The 16,145-nt window shown below is 69.7% G+C and carries 17 protein-coding genes; 11 read left to right on the top strand and 6 right to left on the bottom strand.

The annotated features are described in order from the left end of the window. Positions 1-2 precede the first annotated feature (2 nt). From BLW81_RS14590 to BLW81_RS14570, 5 genes are all read left to right on the top strand, one after another. Positions 3-1,295 carry a magnesium transporter MgtE N-terminal domain-containing protein gene (locus BLW81_RS14590; protein ID WP_083407777.1) on the top strand — a complete coding sequence of 431 codons (1,293 nt, stop codon included), beginning with the start codon at positions 3-5 and terminating at the stop codon, positions 1,293-1,295. Continuing rightward, positions 1,292-1,825, top strand: a complete 534-nt coding sequence (locus BLW81_RS14585; RefSeq protein ID WP_083407776.1) for a DUF1003 domain-containing protein — start codon at positions 1,292-1,294, stop codon at positions 1,823-1,825. The genes BLW81_RS14590 and BLW81_RS14585 overlap by 4 nt, the downstream gene beginning before the upstream one ends. Positions 1,826-1,990: 165 nt before the next feature. Then, positions 1,991-3,355 carry a lytic transglycosylase domain-containing protein gene (locus BLW81_RS14580; RefSeq protein WP_083407775.1) on the top strand — a complete coding sequence of 455 codons (1,365 nt, stop codon included), beginning with the start codon at positions 1,991-1,993 and terminating at the stop codon, positions 3,353-3,355. 52 nt (positions 3,356-3,407) lie between these two features. Continuing rightward, the gene (locus tag BLW81_RS14575) at positions 3,408-4,550 is read left to right on the top strand and encodes an Mrp/NBP35 family ATP-binding protein (RefSeq protein ID WP_083407774.1); all 1,143 of its coding nucleotides are present in this window, start codon (positions 3,408-3,410) and stop codon (positions 4,548-4,550) included. A gap of 63 nt (positions 4,551-4,613) precedes the next feature. Then, complete coding sequence (locus tag BLW81_RS14570) at positions 4,614-5,264, top strand: VldE C-terminal domain-containing protein (protein ID WP_083410550.1); 651 nt, start codon at positions 4,614-4,616, stop codon at positions 5,262-5,264. A gap of 9 nt (positions 5,265-5,273) precedes the next feature. Here the strand turns inward: BLW81_RS14570 and tatB are convergent, their stop codons facing one another. The 4 genes from tatB to sigE form a co-directional block, all read right to left on the bottom strand. Further along, a complete protein-coding gene (tatB, locus tag BLW81_RS14565) occupies positions 5,274-5,681 on the bottom strand; it encodes a Sec-independent protein translocase protein TatB (protein ID WP_083407773.1) in 408 nt (135 codons plus the stop codon). Positions 5,682-5,684: 3 nt separating this feature from the next. Continuing rightward, positions 5,685-7,175 carry a serine protease HtrA gene (gene htrA / locus BLW81_RS14560; RefSeq protein WP_083407772.1) on the bottom strand — a complete coding sequence of 497 codons (1,491 nt, stop codon included), beginning with the start codon at positions 7,173-7,175 and terminating at the stop codon, positions 5,685-5,687. Between the two features lie 62 nt (positions 7,176-7,237). Beyond that, entirely contained in the window at positions 7,238-7,633 is a 396-nt protein-coding gene (gene rseA, locus BLW81_RS14555; RefSeq protein ID WP_083407771.1) for an anti-sigma E factor RseA, read from the bottom strand. 113 nt (positions 7,634-7,746) lie between these two features. Beyond that, positions 7,747-8,526, bottom strand: coding sequence for an RNA polymerase sigma factor SigE (sigE, locus tag BLW81_RS14550; RefSeq protein WP_083407770.1), 780 nt, complete (start codon positions 8,524-8,526; stop codon positions 7,747-7,749). A 176-nt stretch (positions 8,527-8,702) separates the two neighbouring features. Between sigE and BLW81_RS14545 the strand changes: the two genes are divergently transcribed. The 5 genes from BLW81_RS14545 (at position 8,703) to BLW81_RS14525 (ending at position 13,345) form a co-directional block, all read left to right on the top strand. Then, positions 8,703-9,362, top strand: coding sequence for an O-methyltransferase (locus BLW81_RS14545; RefSeq protein ID WP_083407769.1), 660 nt, complete (start codon positions 8,703-8,705; stop codon positions 9,360-9,362). Between the two features lie 115 nt (positions 9,363-9,477). Further along, the gene (locus BLW81_RS14540; protein ID WP_083407768.1) at positions 9,478-10,173 is read left to right on the top strand and encodes a TetR/AcrR family transcriptional regulator; all 696 of its coding nucleotides are present in this window, start codon (positions 9,478-9,480) and stop codon (positions 10,171-10,173) included. Next, positions 10,136-11,068, top strand: coding sequence for an ABC transporter ATP-binding protein (locus BLW81_RS14535; protein WP_083410549.1), 933 nt, complete (start codon positions 10,136-10,138; stop codon positions 11,066-11,068). The genes BLW81_RS14540 and BLW81_RS14535 overlap by 38 nt, the downstream gene beginning before the upstream one ends. After that, complete coding sequence (locus BLW81_RS14530; protein ID WP_083407767.1) at positions 11,065-12,657, top strand: ABC transporter permease; 1,593 nt, start codon at positions 11,065-11,067, stop codon at positions 12,655-12,657. Before BLW81_RS14535 ends, BLW81_RS14530 begins: the two co-directional genes overlap by 4 nt. Positions 12,658-12,670: 13 nt before the next feature. Beyond that, positions 12,671-13,345 (top strand): methyltransferase family protein, encoded by a 675-nt coding sequence (locus BLW81_RS14525; protein ID WP_083407766.1) that lies wholly within the window; start codon positions 12,671-12,673, stop codon positions 13,343-13,345. Between the two features lie 86 nt (positions 13,346-13,431). Here BLW81_RS14525 and glgC read toward each other — a convergent pair whose 3' ends face one another. Continuing rightward, on the bottom strand, positions 13,432-14,646 hold the full coding sequence (glgC, locus tag BLW81_RS14520; protein WP_083407765.1) for a glucose-1-phosphate adenylyltransferase: 1,215 nt from the start codon (positions 14,644-14,646) through the stop codon (positions 13,432-13,434). A gap of 139 nt (positions 14,647-14,785) precedes the next feature. On the opposite strand from glgC, the gene glgA reads away from it, so the two are divergent. Beyond that, the gene (glgA, locus tag BLW81_RS14515; protein WP_083407764.1) at positions 14,786-15,949 is read left to right on the top strand and encodes a glycogen synthase; all 1,164 of its coding nucleotides are present in this window, start codon (positions 14,786-14,788) and stop codon (positions 15,947-15,949) included. A 9-nt stretch (positions 15,950-15,958) separates the two neighbouring features. On the opposite strand, the gene BLW81_RS14510 is transcribed toward glgA, so the two are convergent. After that, on the bottom strand, positions 15,959-16,126 hold the full coding sequence (locus tag BLW81_RS14510; protein ID WP_066857137.1) for a DUF3117 domain-containing protein: 168 nt from the start codon (positions 16,124-16,126) through the stop codon (positions 15,959-15,961). Positions 16,127-16,145 lie beyond the last annotated feature (19 nt).

Here is a 16,145-nt window from a genome sequence, read left to right as displayed (position 1 = left end):
TTATGGCGGCGGTGAACAGGGTCTATGCGGCCCGACTAGCGGGGATGGTGGTGCTCGGCCCCGACGGCGAGTCCATCGGCCGTGTCCGCGACGTGGTGATCAGCATCAGCATCGTGCGCCAACAGCCGCGCGTCCTCGGCTTGGTTGTCGAACTGCTCACGCGGCGAAGGATTTTCGTTCCGATCCTGCGGGTGACGTCGATCGAGCCCGGCGCGGTGACGCTGGCCACCGGCAGCGTGTCGCTGCGCCGGTTCGCGCAGCGACCCGGCGAGGTGCTGGTGCTGGGCCAGGTGATCGAGACCGAGGTCCGCGTCGACGACCCCGACATGCCCGAACTGCGAAACGTCCCGCTGATCGTCGTCGACCTCGGCATCGAGCAGACCCGGACCCGCGACTGGATGGTCACCAAGGTGGCGGTCCGCCAGCACCGGCGGCTCGGCCGGCGCAGCAATGTGCATGCCATCGACTGGCATCATGTGCACGGCCTGACACCGTCCGGGTTGGCGATGCCGGATCAGGGTGTGGCGCAGCTGCTCGAGCAGTTCGAGGGTCAGCGCGCGATCGAGGTGGCCGAGGCCATCCGCGAGTTGCCCGCCAAGCGGCGCTACGAGGTCGTCAAGGCGCTCGACGACGAACGGCTGGCCGACGTGCTGCAGGAGTTGCCCGAGGACGATCAGCACGACGTCCTCAAACGGCTGCCCGCCGAACGCGCCGCCGACGTCCTCGAGGCGATGGACCCCGACGACGCGGCCGACCTGCTGGGCTCGATGACGCCGTCGGATGCCGAGCAGTTCCTGCGCCGGATGGACCCCGAGGACTCCGAGGACGTGCGACGGCTGCTGTCGCACTCGCCGGACACCGCGGGCGGGTTGATGACGTCGGAGCCGGTGGTGCTGGCCCCCGACACCACGGTGGCCGAGGCGCTGGCCCGCGTCCGCGACCCCGACCTGACCCCGGCGCTGGCGTCGCTGGTCTTCGTGGTGCGCCCGCCGACGGCGACCCCCACCGGCCACTACCTGGGTTGTGTGCACCTGCAGCGGCTGCTGCGGGAGCCGCCCGCCGACCTGGTCAGCGGCATCGTCGACACCGACCTGCCCAACCTCGGCCCCGAGGACTCGCTGGCCGCGGTGACGCGTTACTTCGCCGCGTACAACCTGGTGTGCGGGCCGGTGGTCGACGACGAGAATCATCTGCTGGGTGCCGTCTCGGTCGACGACGTGCTCGACCATCTGCTGCCCGACGACTGGCGCGAGACCGAGGAACCCGACCTGGCCGCCGCCGAGGGGACGATATGACCGACCGCAGCAGGCTCGACACGCCGCTGACCAGTCGCCGGTTCAACTTCAACCTCGACACCGAGGCCGTCGGGCAGTTCAGCGAATCCATCGCCCGGTTCCTGGGCACCGGGCGCTACCTGGCGTGGCAGACGATCATCGTGATCGTCTGGATCGCGCTGAACCTGTTCGCGGTCAGCCTGCAGTGGGATCCCTATCCGTTCATTCTGCTCAACCTGGCGTTCTCCACCCAGGCCGCGTACGCCGCGCCGCTGATCCTGCTCGCGCAGAACCGCCAGGAGAACCGGGACCGCGTCTCGCTCGACGAGGACCGCAGGCGGGCGCTGCAGACCAAGGCCGACACCGAATACCTGGCCCGCGAACTGGCCGCGCTGCGGTTGGCGGTCGGCGAGGTGGTCACCCGTGACTACCTGCGTCGCGAACTGGAGGAGCTGCGCGACATGCTGGCGCAGCTGCAGTCGCCGCCCAGCGCCGACGGCGACGAGGCCGCCGCGCGCCCCGAGCACAGCGAGCGCCGCAGCAAAAAGTAGCCACGATGCGAAAGGCCGCGGCCAGTCGACCCCATTGCTGTTACGCGTGTGTTATCGAGTAGGTATGGTGACTTGGTTCACAAGCAATCACACACCAAGGACGGTTGAGTGCACATAAGGGGGAGAGCCGCCCTCGATGCCGTGCGGCGCCGGGCCGGTCGCTTGATGCGCACACCCGGCTCCGCGACCGAGAAACCGGCTTCCGCGTCTCGTATGCGAGCGGGTCTCGGTGTCGCGATCATCGCCCCGATCGTGCTCGCCGGCGGCGTCGGAGCCGCGCCCGCGATGCGCACCCCGATCCGCGACGCCGCCGTCACCCCGCTGGCAGCCGTCGAACCGTCGCCGGGCGCCCGGTCCGGCGCCTCGGTCGTCGCCGTCACCAAGACGCCATCGGCGTTCCACGTCGCCGCCTCCACGGTGTCCTCTCCCCAGCCCGCCGCCGTCGTGAATTCGACCGGCGCACTTGGTATTCCGGGAATGGCGCTGGCGGCCTACCGCAACGCGGAGCGGATGATGGCCTCGGCCTATCCAGGCTGCGGGCTGAGCTGGAACCTGCTCGCAGGCATCGGACGCATCGAATCGATGCACGCCAACGGCGGCGCCACCGACTCCCGCGGCACCGCGGTGCGGCCGATCTACGGGCCCGCGCTGGACGGCACCCTGCCCGGCAACGAGATCATCGTGCAGAACCGGACCGCCGACCGCGTCACCTACGCGCGGGCGATGGGCCCGATGCAGTTCCTGCCGGGCACCTGGTCGCGGTACGCCTCCGACGGCGACGGGGACGGCAAGGCCGATGTGCAGAACCTCTACGACTCGACCCTGGCCGCGGCGCGCTACCTGTGCAGCGGCAACCTGAACCTGCGCGACCCGTCGCACGTGATGTCGGCGATCCTGCGCTACAACAACTCGGTCGCCTACGCCCGCAACGTGCTGGGCTGGGCCGCGGCCTACGCCACCGGCGTCGTCCCGATGGATCTGCCGCCGATCACCGGCGAGGTGCCCACCCTGGCCGGCACCGACGACGTGCATCTCACCGAACTGAGCCGCTACGAGGGCCTGGGCCCCGGGCTGCCGCTCAACGTGCTCGGACTGCCCGCCAACGACCCGCTGGCGCTGATGCCGCTGCTCGAGCGGGACGCGACGGCCAGCCAGATGGGCACCATGCCGGGCCTGGCGCCGGGCCAGCGGCTCGGGCCGCTGCCCGGACCGGCCCCGCAGACGCCCGCGACACCCGAGGCGCCGCCACAGCCGCCGCCGTGGACCCCGCCGTGGATGCAGCCGCCGCCGAAACCCGAGTGCGCGGTGTTCTGCATCCAGGACAACCCGGCGCCGCCGCCGCTGCAACCGGCGCTGGGCGCACCGCCCGAGGCGCAGCAGCTGGTGCCGCCGCCGGGCGCTCCCCCGCCAGGCCCGGTCGCGCCGGCCGCGCCCCCGCCGCCCGGACCCGCCGTGGCCCCCGGCCCGCCGCTGATCGCCGGACCGGCACCCGGGCCCGCGCCGGGCCCGGCGCCCGGCCCGGTCGGCTAGGGACCGTCGGCCGGTTAAAGGCGTCCGCCGGGTCGGCCTAGACTCGACGGTGATGTCTGAATCTCCCTCCGAGCTGGACGCCGCCGTCCGCCGCGCGCTGGCCAAAGTGATCGACCCTGAGCTGCGGCGGCCGATCACCGAGCTCGGCATGGTCAAGAACGTCACGGTCGAGCGCGACGCCGCCGTCCACGTCGAGGTGTATCTGACCACCGCGGCCTGCCCGAAGAAGACCGAGATCTCCGATCAGGTCACCCGCGCGGTCGCCGACGTCCCCGGCACCGGCGCCGTCCGCGTCAGCCTCGACGTGATGAACGACGAACAACGCACCGAACTGCGCAAGCAGCTGCGCGGCGATTCCCGCGAGCCGGTCATCCCGTTCGCCCAGCCCGGCTCGCTGACCCGCGTCTACGCGGTGGCCTCGGGCAAGGGCGGCGTCGGCAAGTCCAGCGTGACGGTCAACCTCGCGGCGGCGATGGCCGCGCGGGGACTGTCCGTCGGGGTTCTCGACGCCGACATCTACGGGCACTCGGTCCCGCGGATGATGGGCACCACCGACCGGCCCACCCAGGTCGAGGCGATGATCGTGCCGCCGATCGCCCACGACGTCCGCGTCATCTCGATCGCGATGTTCACCCAGGGCAACACCCCGGTGGTGTGGCGCGGCCCGATGCTGCACCGCGCGCTGCAGCAGTTCCTCGCCGACGTCTACTGGGGCGATCTGGACGTGCTGCTGCTCGACCTGCCGCCCGGCACCGGCGACGTCGCCATCTCGGTGGCGCAGTTGATTCCCGGCGCCGAGATCCTGGTCGTCACGACGCCCCAACTCGCGGCCGCCGAGGTGGCCGAACGGGCCGGCGCCATCGCGCTGCAGACGCGTCAGCGCATCGTCGGCGTGGTGGAGAACATGTCCGGGCTGACCCTGCCCGACGGCACCACGATGCAGCTCTTCGGTGAGGGCGGCGGCCGGCAGGTCGCCGAGCGGCTGTCGCGCTCCGTGGGCGCCGACGTGCCGCTGCTCGGCCAGGTGCCGCTGGACCCGGCGCTGGTGACCGCAGGCGACTCGGGGGTCCCGCTGGTGCTCTCCGCGCCGGATTCGGCGGCGGGCAAGGAGCTGCGCAGCATCGCCAACGCGCTGTCGAGCCGCAAGCGGGGCCTGGCGGGTATGTCGCTGGGACTCGACCCTGCGGGCCGATAACGCGTCAGTGTCGGCCGCCGAAGTTCGTCACACCTTGTAAGACAACGCGTTACAGTGCTGTTCGTGGGAAAGAAGTCGACAAGCAGCGGCCGGGGTCGGTTGCTGGCATTGGTCGGCTCGATCGTGCTGTCCGCCGGGCTGTTCTATGCGCAGGCCGCCACCCCGGCCAAGCAGCCACCCGCGGACCCGCAGCAGGCCGCCGCGCCGTCGGAGGCGGGCGCTGCCCCGCCGGCTGCACCCAACCGGGCCGTGCCCACCGAGGCCGAACTGCTGGCCGCCAGCGCACCCGTTGCCAGCGCGGCGGTGCCGTTCGCGCTGCCGCCGGGCATCACCCCCGAAAACGGGTTGCAGATCAACACGATTCGGGTGGCCCGGGCGATCAGCGTGCTGTTCCCGGAGATCAAGACGATCGGCGGGTACCGCCAGGACCCGCTGAAGTGGCATCCCAACGGCCTGGCGATCGACGTGATGATCCCGAATCACGATTCTGAAGAGGGCATCGCGCTGGGCAATCAGATCGCCGGCTATGCGTTGGGCAACGCCAAACGCTGGGGCGTCATCCACGTGATCTGGCGGCAGGGCTTCTACCCCGGTGTGGGCGCGCCGAGCTGGACGGCCGACTACGGCAACGAGACCGCCAACCACTTCGACCACATCCACATCGCCACCAACGGTGGCGGCTACCCCTCGGGCGACGAGCAGTACTTCCTCTGACCGGCGCCGCTACGTCGCGTCGGTGTCGAACGGGGTGACTCCCGGTGCAGGCTCGGCAGCCGGCGGCTGCGGCGTGGGCGCCGGCGAGCTGACCGGTTTGTCGTTCTGTCCGTTCTTGGGCTCGTCGAACTTGCCGGTGAAGATCGAGTCGTCGCCGTCGAGCAGGTGTTTGGTCAGCGCCGCCCGCGGCGTCATCCCGCGCAGCTTGTTCAGCTCGCTGAGCGGCTGCCGCAGGTCGTCGAACTCGGGGCCGAGATCCTCCCGCAGTTGGCTGGTGGCGCCGCTGACGTAGTCACGGGCTTGGCGGATCGCGCCGGTGGTCCACCGGATGGCGCCGGGCAGCCGTTCGGGTCCCAGGATCACCAGCCCGGCGATCACCAGGATCAGCATCTCGCCCCAGCCGACGTTGGCGAACATCGGCTACACGGTGTTGTCGGGACCGGGGTTGACGGTCAGCGTCACGCGCCGGCCGTCGCGCACCACCTCGATCGGCGCGTCCTGGCCGATCTTGAGCTGGCGGACCGCGACGACGAACTCGTCGGCGTCGGCCACGGTCCGGTCCCCGACCTTGACGACGACGTCGTTCTCGAGGATGCCCGCCTTCTCCGCGGGGCTGCCGGCCTTGACGTTGGCGACCTGCGCGCCGGAGGCGATGTCATTGCTGACCGAACGCGCCGTCAGGCCCAGCGTCGGGTGGGCGATCTTGCCGTCGCGGATCAGCGAGTCGACGACGGTCTTGACCTCGTTGACCGGGATCGCGAACCCCAGACCGCTGGCGCTGTCCGACAGCGACTTGCCCGCGGTGTTGATGCCGATCACGTTGCCGTCCATGTCGATCAGCGGGCCGCCGGAGTTGCCGTGGTTGATCGGCGCGTCGGTCTGCAGGCCGTCGATGACGGTGTCGGTGTCCGAGCCGTCGCCCGACAGCGGCACCGGCCGGTGCAGCGCGCTGACGATGCCGGCGGTGACGGTGCTGCGCAGACCCAGCGGGGCGCCGGCGGCGATCACCTCGTCACCCACGCGCAGTTTGTCCGAGTCGCCCATCTTCGCCACGGTCAGGTTGTCGACGTTGTCGACCTTGAGCACCGCGAGGTCGGTCTTCGGGTCGCGGCCCACGAGGTTGGCGGGCACTTCCTTGCCGTCGTTGAAGACGATCTTCATCTTGTACTTGCTGGGGTTGAGCGCCGCCTCGGAGATGACGTGGTTGTTGGTCACGATGTAACCGCGGCCGTCGATGACGACGCCGGAGCCCTGCGAACCCTCCTGGTCGCTGGTCGCTTCCACGGTCACCACTGAATCCGCAACGGCGGCAGCAACTTTGGCGATCCGGCCCTCGGGCGGCGGCTCGTCGTCGGAGGTGTTGAGCGTCACCTTCGACGTGGTGAACGCCTCGACGACCTCGGCGGTCTTGCGCCCAACCCAACCGCCGCCGAAGCCGATCACCAGCGCGATGATCGCCAACGACGCCAGCGCCACATAGGACACCCGGCCGCCGAAGAGGACATCGCGCACGCCGAGCTTGCCCGTCGGCACGTTCGTCGGCGCCCGCGGCGGTTCCTGCACGGCCGGGGTGCCCAGCGAGGCGGCCGCCGACGGATCGCGCCACGGATCGGCGGTTTCCTCGGGCTGCTCGCCGAGGCGTTCGGCGTCGAGGGCGCCCGCATCGGCGGGATGGCGTTGCAGCGTGTCGGCGGCGCCGGGCGGCTTGCCGAATGCCTCGGCCAGCACCGGGTCGGGCGGCTGGTTGGTCGGTGTGTACTCGCCCTGGTCGCGGTACTTGTCGAGTCCGGTGAACGAGCCCTGCACACCGTCGGGCCTGCCGAACGCGCGCTGCGCCGCCGGATCGACGGGCGGACGCGAGACGGGGCGCGGCTCCAGGCGCTCACGCCCGGTCTGGTCCAGATTGGTCACCCGTTCATCACCCTTTTGTGAATGGTCCGGCCAGCGCCGGCGCAGATCGTCTTCGCACTACCCTACCGGCGTCTACGTCGGGACCGCGCGGCGTCCTCAGCAAACTGTGGCTGCTGCGTTTCCACGGGCGGTTCGGGCGGCGAATGGTGCGGGATCTCGGACAACAGCCCGAGAAGCGAGGTCGGTACGACGATCGGACGCGAATCCCGCAACGCCGCGCGGGCCTGCCGCTGCGCCGCGACCTCCGCCGCGCACTGCGGGCACAGCGACAGGTGGTTGGCGGCGCGCAGGTGCGGAGTCAGCCGCAGCTCGCCGTCGACGAAGGCGGCGATGGCCTCGGTCGAGAGGTGTTCGGTGGAACCGAACTGGCGCGGGCCGACCGGTGCGTCACTCTGAGAGGCGAACTGAGCAGGCAACCAGGAAAAGGCCCGGCGGAACACGTGTCCCCGGTCGACCATCACCCAGCTCCTTCCGCGTTGTGCTTTCCAGCATCGTCTTTATCAGCGTCGTGTCGACGTGCTCACTCGAATGTAGCGCGGCACGCCGTGCCGACCGCTAAGAACTCAGCCGGTTATGCGGTTTTGGCAGCTTCGGCCGAGCCGTCGGCGTAGCTCGCGTCGCCGTGCTTGGCCAGGTAGTCGCGCAGGGCCTGCCTGCCGCGGTGGATGCGGCTGCGCACCGTGCCCAGCTTGACGTCGAGCGTGGCGCCGATCTCCTCGTAGGACAGTCCCTCGATGTCGCACAGCACGACCGCGGCGCGGAACTCCGGCGGCAGCGAGTCGAGCGCGGCCTGCAGGTCAGGGCCGAGCCGCGAGTCGTGGTAGATCTGCTCGGGGTTCGGGTCGTCGGCGGGCACCCGGTCGTAGTCCTCGGGCAGCGCCTCCATCCGGATGCGGCCGCGCCTGCGCACCATGTCCAGGAAGAGGTTGGTCGTGATGCGGTGCAGCCAGCCCTCGAACGTGCCGGGCTGATAGTTCTGCAGCGACCGGAACACCCGGATGAACGTCTCCTGGGTGAGGTCCTCGGCGTCGTGCTGGTTACCCGAGAGCCGGTAGGCCAGCCGGTAGACCCGGTCGGCGTGCTGACGCACCAGCTCGTCCCACGACGGCATGGTGGCCTTGTCGCCGGTCGCGTCGAAGACCGCGGTGCCGGTCAGTTCGTCGGTCGGTTCGACCCACTCGTTGTCGGTGAACTGCTCGAGATGAGCCATCGATACGGGAGCGGTTGGTGCCTTGATGGTCGTCAGATCCTCCTGGTCACAGCCGCCAACGGGCAGCGGCGGTTCGCTATTGACCGCAACATGCAGGTCGAGGTCGGTATTCCCGGAGTGCCAGCGTCCGCCATCTTCCATGGACATACCGTCGCCGACCGTGCCGTGCCTGGCATATGAGCAAACTGAACATTTCCTGAGAAGATTTTTCTACCCATTTTCGACCTGCCCGAACCCGGTGGAATCTGCGCGCAAATCGCTGTTCGGCGGCGGGCGTGTCGCGGTCGTGAGCACTGGTGGTTGGCTACGCTGCGGGCATGGCAGGCACGGACGACGTCATCGGACCGCACAGCCGTGCCGAATCCATCGTCGCGCACGCCGAACAGTCCATCTCCGAGGACGCGATCGTCGCCGCTGCGCGTGACCGCGCCGTCGACATCGGTGCCGGCGCCATCACCCCGGCGGTCGGCGCGCTGCTGTGCGTGTTCGCCAAGCTGACCGGGGCCAAGGCGGTCGTCGAGGTGGGCACCGGCGCCGGGGTCAGCGGGCTGTGGTTGTTGTCGGGCATGCGCGAGGACGGCGTGCTCACCACGATCGACGTCGAGCCCGAACACCAGCGGATCGCCAAGCAGGCGTTCACCGAGGCCGGCATCGGCCCAGGACGTACCCGGCTGATCAGCGGTCGCGCCCAGGAAGTGCTCACACGGCTGGCCGACGAGTCCTACGACCTGGTGTTCATCGACGCCGATCCGATCGATCAGCCGCAGTTCGTCGTCGAAGGCGTGCGGCTGCTGCGCCCCGGCGGGGCGATCGTCGTGCATCGGGCTGCGCTCGGCGGCCGCGCGGGCGACGCCGCCGCCAACGACGCGGAGGTCGCCGCCGTCCGCGACGCCGCCAGGCTGATCGCCGAGGACGAGCGGCTCACGCCGGTGCTGGTGCCGCTGGGCGACGGCCTGCTCGCCGCCGCCCGCGACTGATTTTTTCCCGCGAGCAGACACAAATTGCCCCCTTTTGACGGGTTTTCGGGCACTTTTGCGTCTGCTCGCGCCCGATGCTTGACCCCGGGCTGAACGCGCGTTTAGTGTATTGAACATGCGTTCAGCCTCCGATGACCGCACCGCCGCCGCCCGGATCCGCGACGCGGCGATCGACCAGTGGGGGCAGCATGGGTTCACCGTCGGCCTGCGGACCATCGCCGAGGCGGCAGGTGTGTCCGCCGGGCTGGTCATTCACCACTTCGGCTCCAAGGACGGGCTGCGCGCGGCGTGCGACGACTACATCGCCGGGGTGATCCGCGAGGTCAAGTCGGAGTCGATGCAGACGGCCGATCCCACCGTGTGGCTGGCACAGATGGCGGAGATCGAGTCCTATGCGCCGCTGATGGCCTACCTCGTGCGCAGCCTGCAGTCGGGCAGCCAACTGGCCAAGCACTTCTGGCAGCAGATGATCGACAACGTCGAGGCCTATCTCGACGAGGGGGTGCGCTCCGGGATGCTCAAGCCCAGCGATGACCCGCGCGCCCGGGCCCGCTATCTGGCGATGGCCAGCGGCGGCGGCTTCCTGCTCTATCTCCAACTGCACGAATCTCCCGATTTGCGCCAGGTGCTGCACGATTACGCCGAGGAGATGGTGCTGCCGGCGCTCGAGGTGTTCACCAAGGGCCTGATGGCCGACTCGACGATGTACGACGCGTTCGTCGAGCAGCGCGAAAAAGGCATCCCATTCAGCCCAGCCCCACAAGGAGATGGCGATGACAGCTCAGACGACGCGGCACCGACTGCCGGCTGACACTCACCCGGCCGTCGAGATCCATGGCCTGACAAAGTCATTCGGCCGGACCAGAGCACTCGACGGTCTCGACCTGGTGGTGGCGCCCGGTCAGATCACCGGATTCCTCGGGCCCAATGGAGCGGGCAAGTCGACCACCATCCGAGTGCTGCTCGGCCTGCTGCGCGCCGAGTCCGGCACGGTCCGCCTCCTCGGCGGAGACCCGTGGCACGACGCGGTCGCGCTGCACCGCCGCATCGCCTACGTCCCCGGTGATGTGACGCTGTGGCCCAACCTGACCGGTCGTCAGGCGATCGACTTCCTGGCCCGGCTGCGCGGCGGCGACGTCGACGAAGCCCGCCGCGACCAGCTCATCGAGCGATTCGAACTCGACCCGCACAAGAAGGCCCGCACCTACTCCAAGGGCAACCGGCAGAAGGTCGCGATCGTCGCCGCCTTCGCCACCGACGCCGAGCTCTACATCCTCGACGAACCGACCTCCGGTCTGGATCCGTTGATGGAGAGGGCGTTTCAGCTGTGCGTCAGCGAGGTTGCCGAGCGCGGCGCCGCGGTGCTGCTGTCCAGCCACATCCTTGCCGAGGTGGAGAAGCTGTGCGACAGCGTCACGATCATCAGGGCCGGCCGCAGCGTGCGGTCCGGGTCGCTGGCCGAGCTGCGCCACCTGATGCGCACCACCGTCACCGCCAGGACCCGGCACGACGGCCGCGGACTGCAGCAGGCCCCGTTCGTGCACGAATTCGCGGTCCGCGACGGGCATTACGTGTTCTCCGTCGACCGCGGCGACCTCGACCGCGCCATGGCGCACCTCACCGAACTCGGGATCCTGGACCTGACCGTGACACCGGCATCGCTCGAGGACATGTTCCTGCGCGAGTACCAAGGGGCTGCCCGATGACCACCCTGCCCGCCGTAGCCCCGACGGTGTGGCACGGAACCGGGCCGCTGCTGCGGCTGGCCCTGCTTCGCGACCGCGTCCGCCTCGGCATCTGGACCGTCGCGCTGACATCGATGATGCTCTACGCCCCCAACGCCATCCGGCTCGCCTATCCCGAGGAGGCGCAACGCCTCGCCAGGATTAACCTGATGAAGACGCCCGCCGGGATGATGATGGGCGGACCGATGTTCGGCGGCAACGAAACTGACCTCGGCGCGATGATGGCCAACGAGCTGATGCTCACACTGATCGTCGCGACGTCGATTCTCGCCATTCTCACGGTGATTCGACACACCCGCGCCGAAGAAGAAAGCGGCGCAGCCGAACTGGTGATGTCCTCGGTCGTCGGCCGATACGCCCGCACCACCGCGGCGCTGATCCTGATCGCCGGCGTCAACGCGGTGCTGGCCGTGACGATGACGCTGGCGATGGCCGCCGCCGGGTTCGCGGTCGCCGACACCGCGGCGATGTGCGTCGGCGTGACGGCGGTGGCGATGGTGTTCGGGGCGGTCGCCTCGGTGACCGCGCAGCTGTGGCGACAGGCGCGCACAGCGACCGGCGCGGCGATGGCGACGCTCGCGGTGGCCGCGCTCGTCCGCGGGATCGGCGACGTCATCGACAACTCGGGCAGCCCGCTCAGCTGGTTCTCCCCCGTCGCCTGGGCACAGCAGATGCGCCCGTTCGTCGACCTGCGGTGGTGGCCGTTGGCGATGTTGGTGGCCCTGACCATCGTGCTGACCGCGGTGGCCGCGCTGCTGGAGGGTCGCCGCCAGTACGACGCGGGCACGATCCCCTCGACCGGCGATCGCCCCCGCGCGCGAGCGATCCGCGGCGTGCTCGCGCTGCACCTGACGCTGCAGCGCGGCCAGCTCACCGGCTGGACGGTGGGCCTGTTCCTCGGCGGCCTCGCGTTCGGGTCGATGACGAAGTCGCTGCTGGACGCCGCCGAGGACAACGAGGTGATCCAGCGGGTGATCGCCCAGCAAGGCACCGAGAGCGTGTACACGACGATGACGCAGTTCCTGGCCGCGGCGGCGAGCGCCTACGTCGTCAGCGCCGTGCTGCGCCTGCACGGCGACGAGGAGAAGGGCCTCGGCGAAGCGGTGCTCGCCGGGTCGGTGTCCCGGTGGCGCTGGCTGGTGTCGGCCGTCGCCGCGGCGCTCGTCGGCGCCGTCGTGCTGATGGCGGCGGCGGGTCTGGGTAACGGGTTGGGCGCGGGCATCGCGGTCGGCGACCCGGTGACCGTCGCGCGGCTGACCCTGGCCGCTCTGGCGTTCGTGCCCGCGCTGGCGGTGATGGCCGCGCTCGCGGCGCTGGCCGTGGCGGTGCGCCGCCCGTGGCTGGGGTGGCTGGCGGTCGCGTTCGTGGTGGTCGCGCTGTACCTCGGCGCGCTGCTGCGGCTGCCGCAGTGGCTGATCGACCTGTCGCCGGTCAGCCAGACCACCGCACCGATGGACTACCCGGTGCTTGCGCTGGTCGCTATGGTCGTCGTCGGGGCGGGGTGCACCGCCGCGGCCGGCGTCCTGTACCGGCAGCGGGATGTGGTCTGAGCGGGAGGCGGGCGTGAAACTGATTGTGCAGCTGACGATTTCGAGTCTGTTCGGAATCGTCTTCGTGGGCGCACTGCTGTTCGGCCCGGCGGGCACGTTCGACTACTGGCAGGCGTGGGTGTTCATCGTGATCTTCAGCGTGCTCACCACCGTGCCGAATCTGTATCTCGCGCAGCGCCGTCCGGAGGTGCTGCGGCGGCGGATGCGGGCCGGGCCCACCGCGGAGCGCCGGCCCGCCCAGCGGTTCGCCAGTATCGGATACCTGCTGCTGTTCGTGCTCGTCGCGGTGGTCAGCGCACTCGACCACCGGTTCGGCTGGTCGACGGTGCCGACGCCGGTCGTGGTGCTCGGGTTGGTGCTCGTCACCGTCGGGCTGGGCATCGCGATGTCGGTGATCCTGCTCAACAGCTACGCCGCCGCCACGGTCACGGTGGAACGCGACCAGCAGGTGGTCTCCACCGGGTGGTACGGCTTCGTGCGGCACCCGATGTACTTCGGGGTGCTGATCATGTTCATCGGCTGTCCGCTCGCGCTCGACTCGCTGTGGGGGTTGGTTTTGCTGCTGCCCGGTCTGGTGGTGTTCGCGGTGCGCATCCTCGACGAGGAGGCGCTGCTGCGCCAGGAGCTGACCGGATACGACGAGTACACCGAGAAGGTTCGCTACCGGTTGCTGCCGTATGTCTGGTGAAATTCGGTGCGCCCCGAGTGGCCACTTGTTGAGCGGATCTCCGCTTCAGGCGCGCGACAACTGGCCACTCGGCGAAGAAAGCCCGCTTAGATCCAGACGCCCTTGCCGACCGCGACCACGCCCCCGGCGCTGATCGCGAACCGCTCCCGGTCCTTGTCCAGATCGACACCGACCATCTCGCCGGGACCCACCACGACGTTCTTGTCGAGGATCGCGTGCCGCACCACCGCGCCGCGGCCGATCCGGGCGCCGGGCATGATCACGCTGCCCTCGACGATCGCGCCGTCGTCGACGACGACGTTCGACGACAGCACCGAATTGCGCACGGACGCCGCCGAAATGATGCTGCCCGCGCCCACCACCGACTCCTGCGCCGAGCCGCCGTTGACGAACTTGGCCGGCGCCAGCATCTCGGCCTCGCCGCGGATCGGCCAGCGCTTGTTGTACAGGTTGAACACCGGGTGCACCGACACCAGGTCCATGTGGGCGTCGTAGAACGCGTCGAGGGTGCCGACGTCGCGCCAGTAGCCGTGGTCGCGTTCGGTGGCGCCGGGCACCTCGTTGTTGGAGAAGTCGTAGACCGCGGCCATGCCGTCGTTCACCAGACGCGGGATGATGTCGCCGCCCATGTCATGGTCGGAGTGGTCGTCGTCGGCGTCGGCGCGGATCGCGTCGATGAGCACCTTGGTGGTGAAGATGTAGTTGCCCATCGACACGAAGGCCTCGTCGGGATTGTCCGGCGTGCCCGGCGGGTCGGCGGGCTTCTCGACGAAGCTGCGGATGCGCCCGGATTCGTCGGCGTCGATGACCCCGAACGCGGTGGCCTCCGCGCGCGGCACCCGGATGCCCGCGACCGTCGCCCCGGCACCGCTCTCGATGTGGAACTGGACCATCTGCTCGGGGTCCATCCGGTACACGTGGTCGGCGCCGAACACCACGATGTAGTCGGGGTCCTCGTCGTAGATCAGGTTCAGCGACTGGTAGATCGCGTCGGCCGAACCGGTGTACCAGCGCGGGCCGAGCCGCTGCTGGGCGGGCACGGGCGTGATGTACTCCCCGGCCAGACCCGACAGCCGCCAGTTCTGCGAGATGTGCCGGTCCAGCGAGTGCGACTTGTACTGGGTGAGCACGCAGATGCGCAGGTATCGCGCGTTCACCAGATTCGACAGCACGAAGTCGATGAGCCGGTAGGCGCCGCCGAAGGGAACCGCGGGCTTGGCCCGATCCGCTGTCAACGGGTAGAGCCGTTTGCCCTCGCCGCCGGCCAGGACGATACCCAGCACGTGTGGCAATTCCCTCATGCCTCAAACCTATCGGCCGGTATCGCCGTCGGCTAGGCATTGGCACCACGAGTCAAGGTAATTGGGACATATCGCACGTTCACAGTGGCGGCGCGGCAACAGCCTGCGGCGGCTCGCCGGCGTCACTATCGTCGGGACCATGCGGGTGGCGATGATGACTCGGGAGTATCCACCCGAGGTGTACGGCGGGGCCGGGGTGCACGTCACCGAACTGGTCGGCCAGCTGCGTCGCCTGTGCGAGGTCGATGTGCACTGCATGGGCGCGCCGCGCCCGGACGCCGTCGTCGCGCAACCCGACCCGGCGCTCGTCGGCGCCAACGCCGCGCTGACGATGCTGTCGGCGGACCTGAACATGGTCAACGCCGCCGCGCAGGCCACCGTCGTGCATTCGCACACCTGGTACACCGGGCTCGCCGGCCACCTGGCCGCCCTGCTCTACGGCGTCCCGCACGTGCTGACCGCCCACTCTCTCGAACCGATGCGGCCGTGGAAGGCCGAGCAGCTCGGCGGGGGCTACCGCGTGTCGTCGTGGGTGGAGAAGACCGCCGTCGAGGCCGCCGACGCGGTGATCGCGGTCAGCTCGGGCATGCGCGAGGACGTGCTGCGCACGTATCCGGCGCTGGACCCGAACCGGGTGCACGTGGTGCGCAACGGCATCGACACCGAGGTCTGGTATCCGGCCCGGCCGGAACCGGGCGAGTCCGTGCTCGCCGAACTCGGCGTCGATCTGAGCCGTCCGATCGTCGCGTTCGTCGGCCGGATCACCCGGCAGAAGGGCGTCGCGCATCTGGTGGCCGCCGCGCACCAGTTCGCCCCGGACGTGCAACTGGTGTTGTGCGCGGGCGCACCCGACACCCCGGAGATCGCCGCCGAGGTGACCGAGGCGGTGCAGCAGCTGGCCCGCGCCCGCACCGGGGTGTACTGGGTGCGGGAAATGCTACCGATCGTCAAGATCAGGGAGATCCTCAGCGCGGCAACGGTTTTCGTGTGCCCTTCGGTGTACGAGCCGCTGGGGATCGTGAATCTGGAGGCGATGGCCTGCGCGACGGCGGTGGTGGCCTCGGATGTCGGCGGGATTCCCGAGGTGGTCGCCGATCGGCAGACCGGGCGGCTGGTGCACTACGACGCGGCGGACGCGGCCGGCTACGAGAGCCGGCTCGCCGCAGCCGTCAACGAATTGGTGGCCGACCCGCCGCTGGCCGAGCAGTACGGGGCGGCGGGCAGGCAGCGGTGTATCGAGGAGTTCTCCTGGGCGCACATCGCCGAGCAGACCCTCGAGATCTACCGCAAGGTTTCGGCGTAGGACCTACACCTAGCTGGTGACGTTCTTCAGTTCCTCGCCGAGTGCGGCGGCTTCGTCCGGCGTGAGCTCGACGACCAGTCGGCCACCGCCTTCCAGTGGTACCCGCATCACGATGCCGCGCCCCTCCTTGGTTGCTTCCAGTGGACCGTCGCCGGTCCGGGGCTTCATCGCCGCCATCGAGTGCTCCCTCCACATG

It is taken from the genome of Mycolicibacterium rutilum, assembly GCF_900108565.1.
Classification (GTDB): domain Bacteria; phylum Actinomycetota; class Actinomycetes; order Mycobacteriales; family Mycobacteriaceae; genus Mycobacterium; species Mycobacterium rutilum.
The sequence above is the reverse complement of the archived record's forward strand: the minus strand, read 5'-3'. Positions and strand labels throughout refer to the sequence as shown.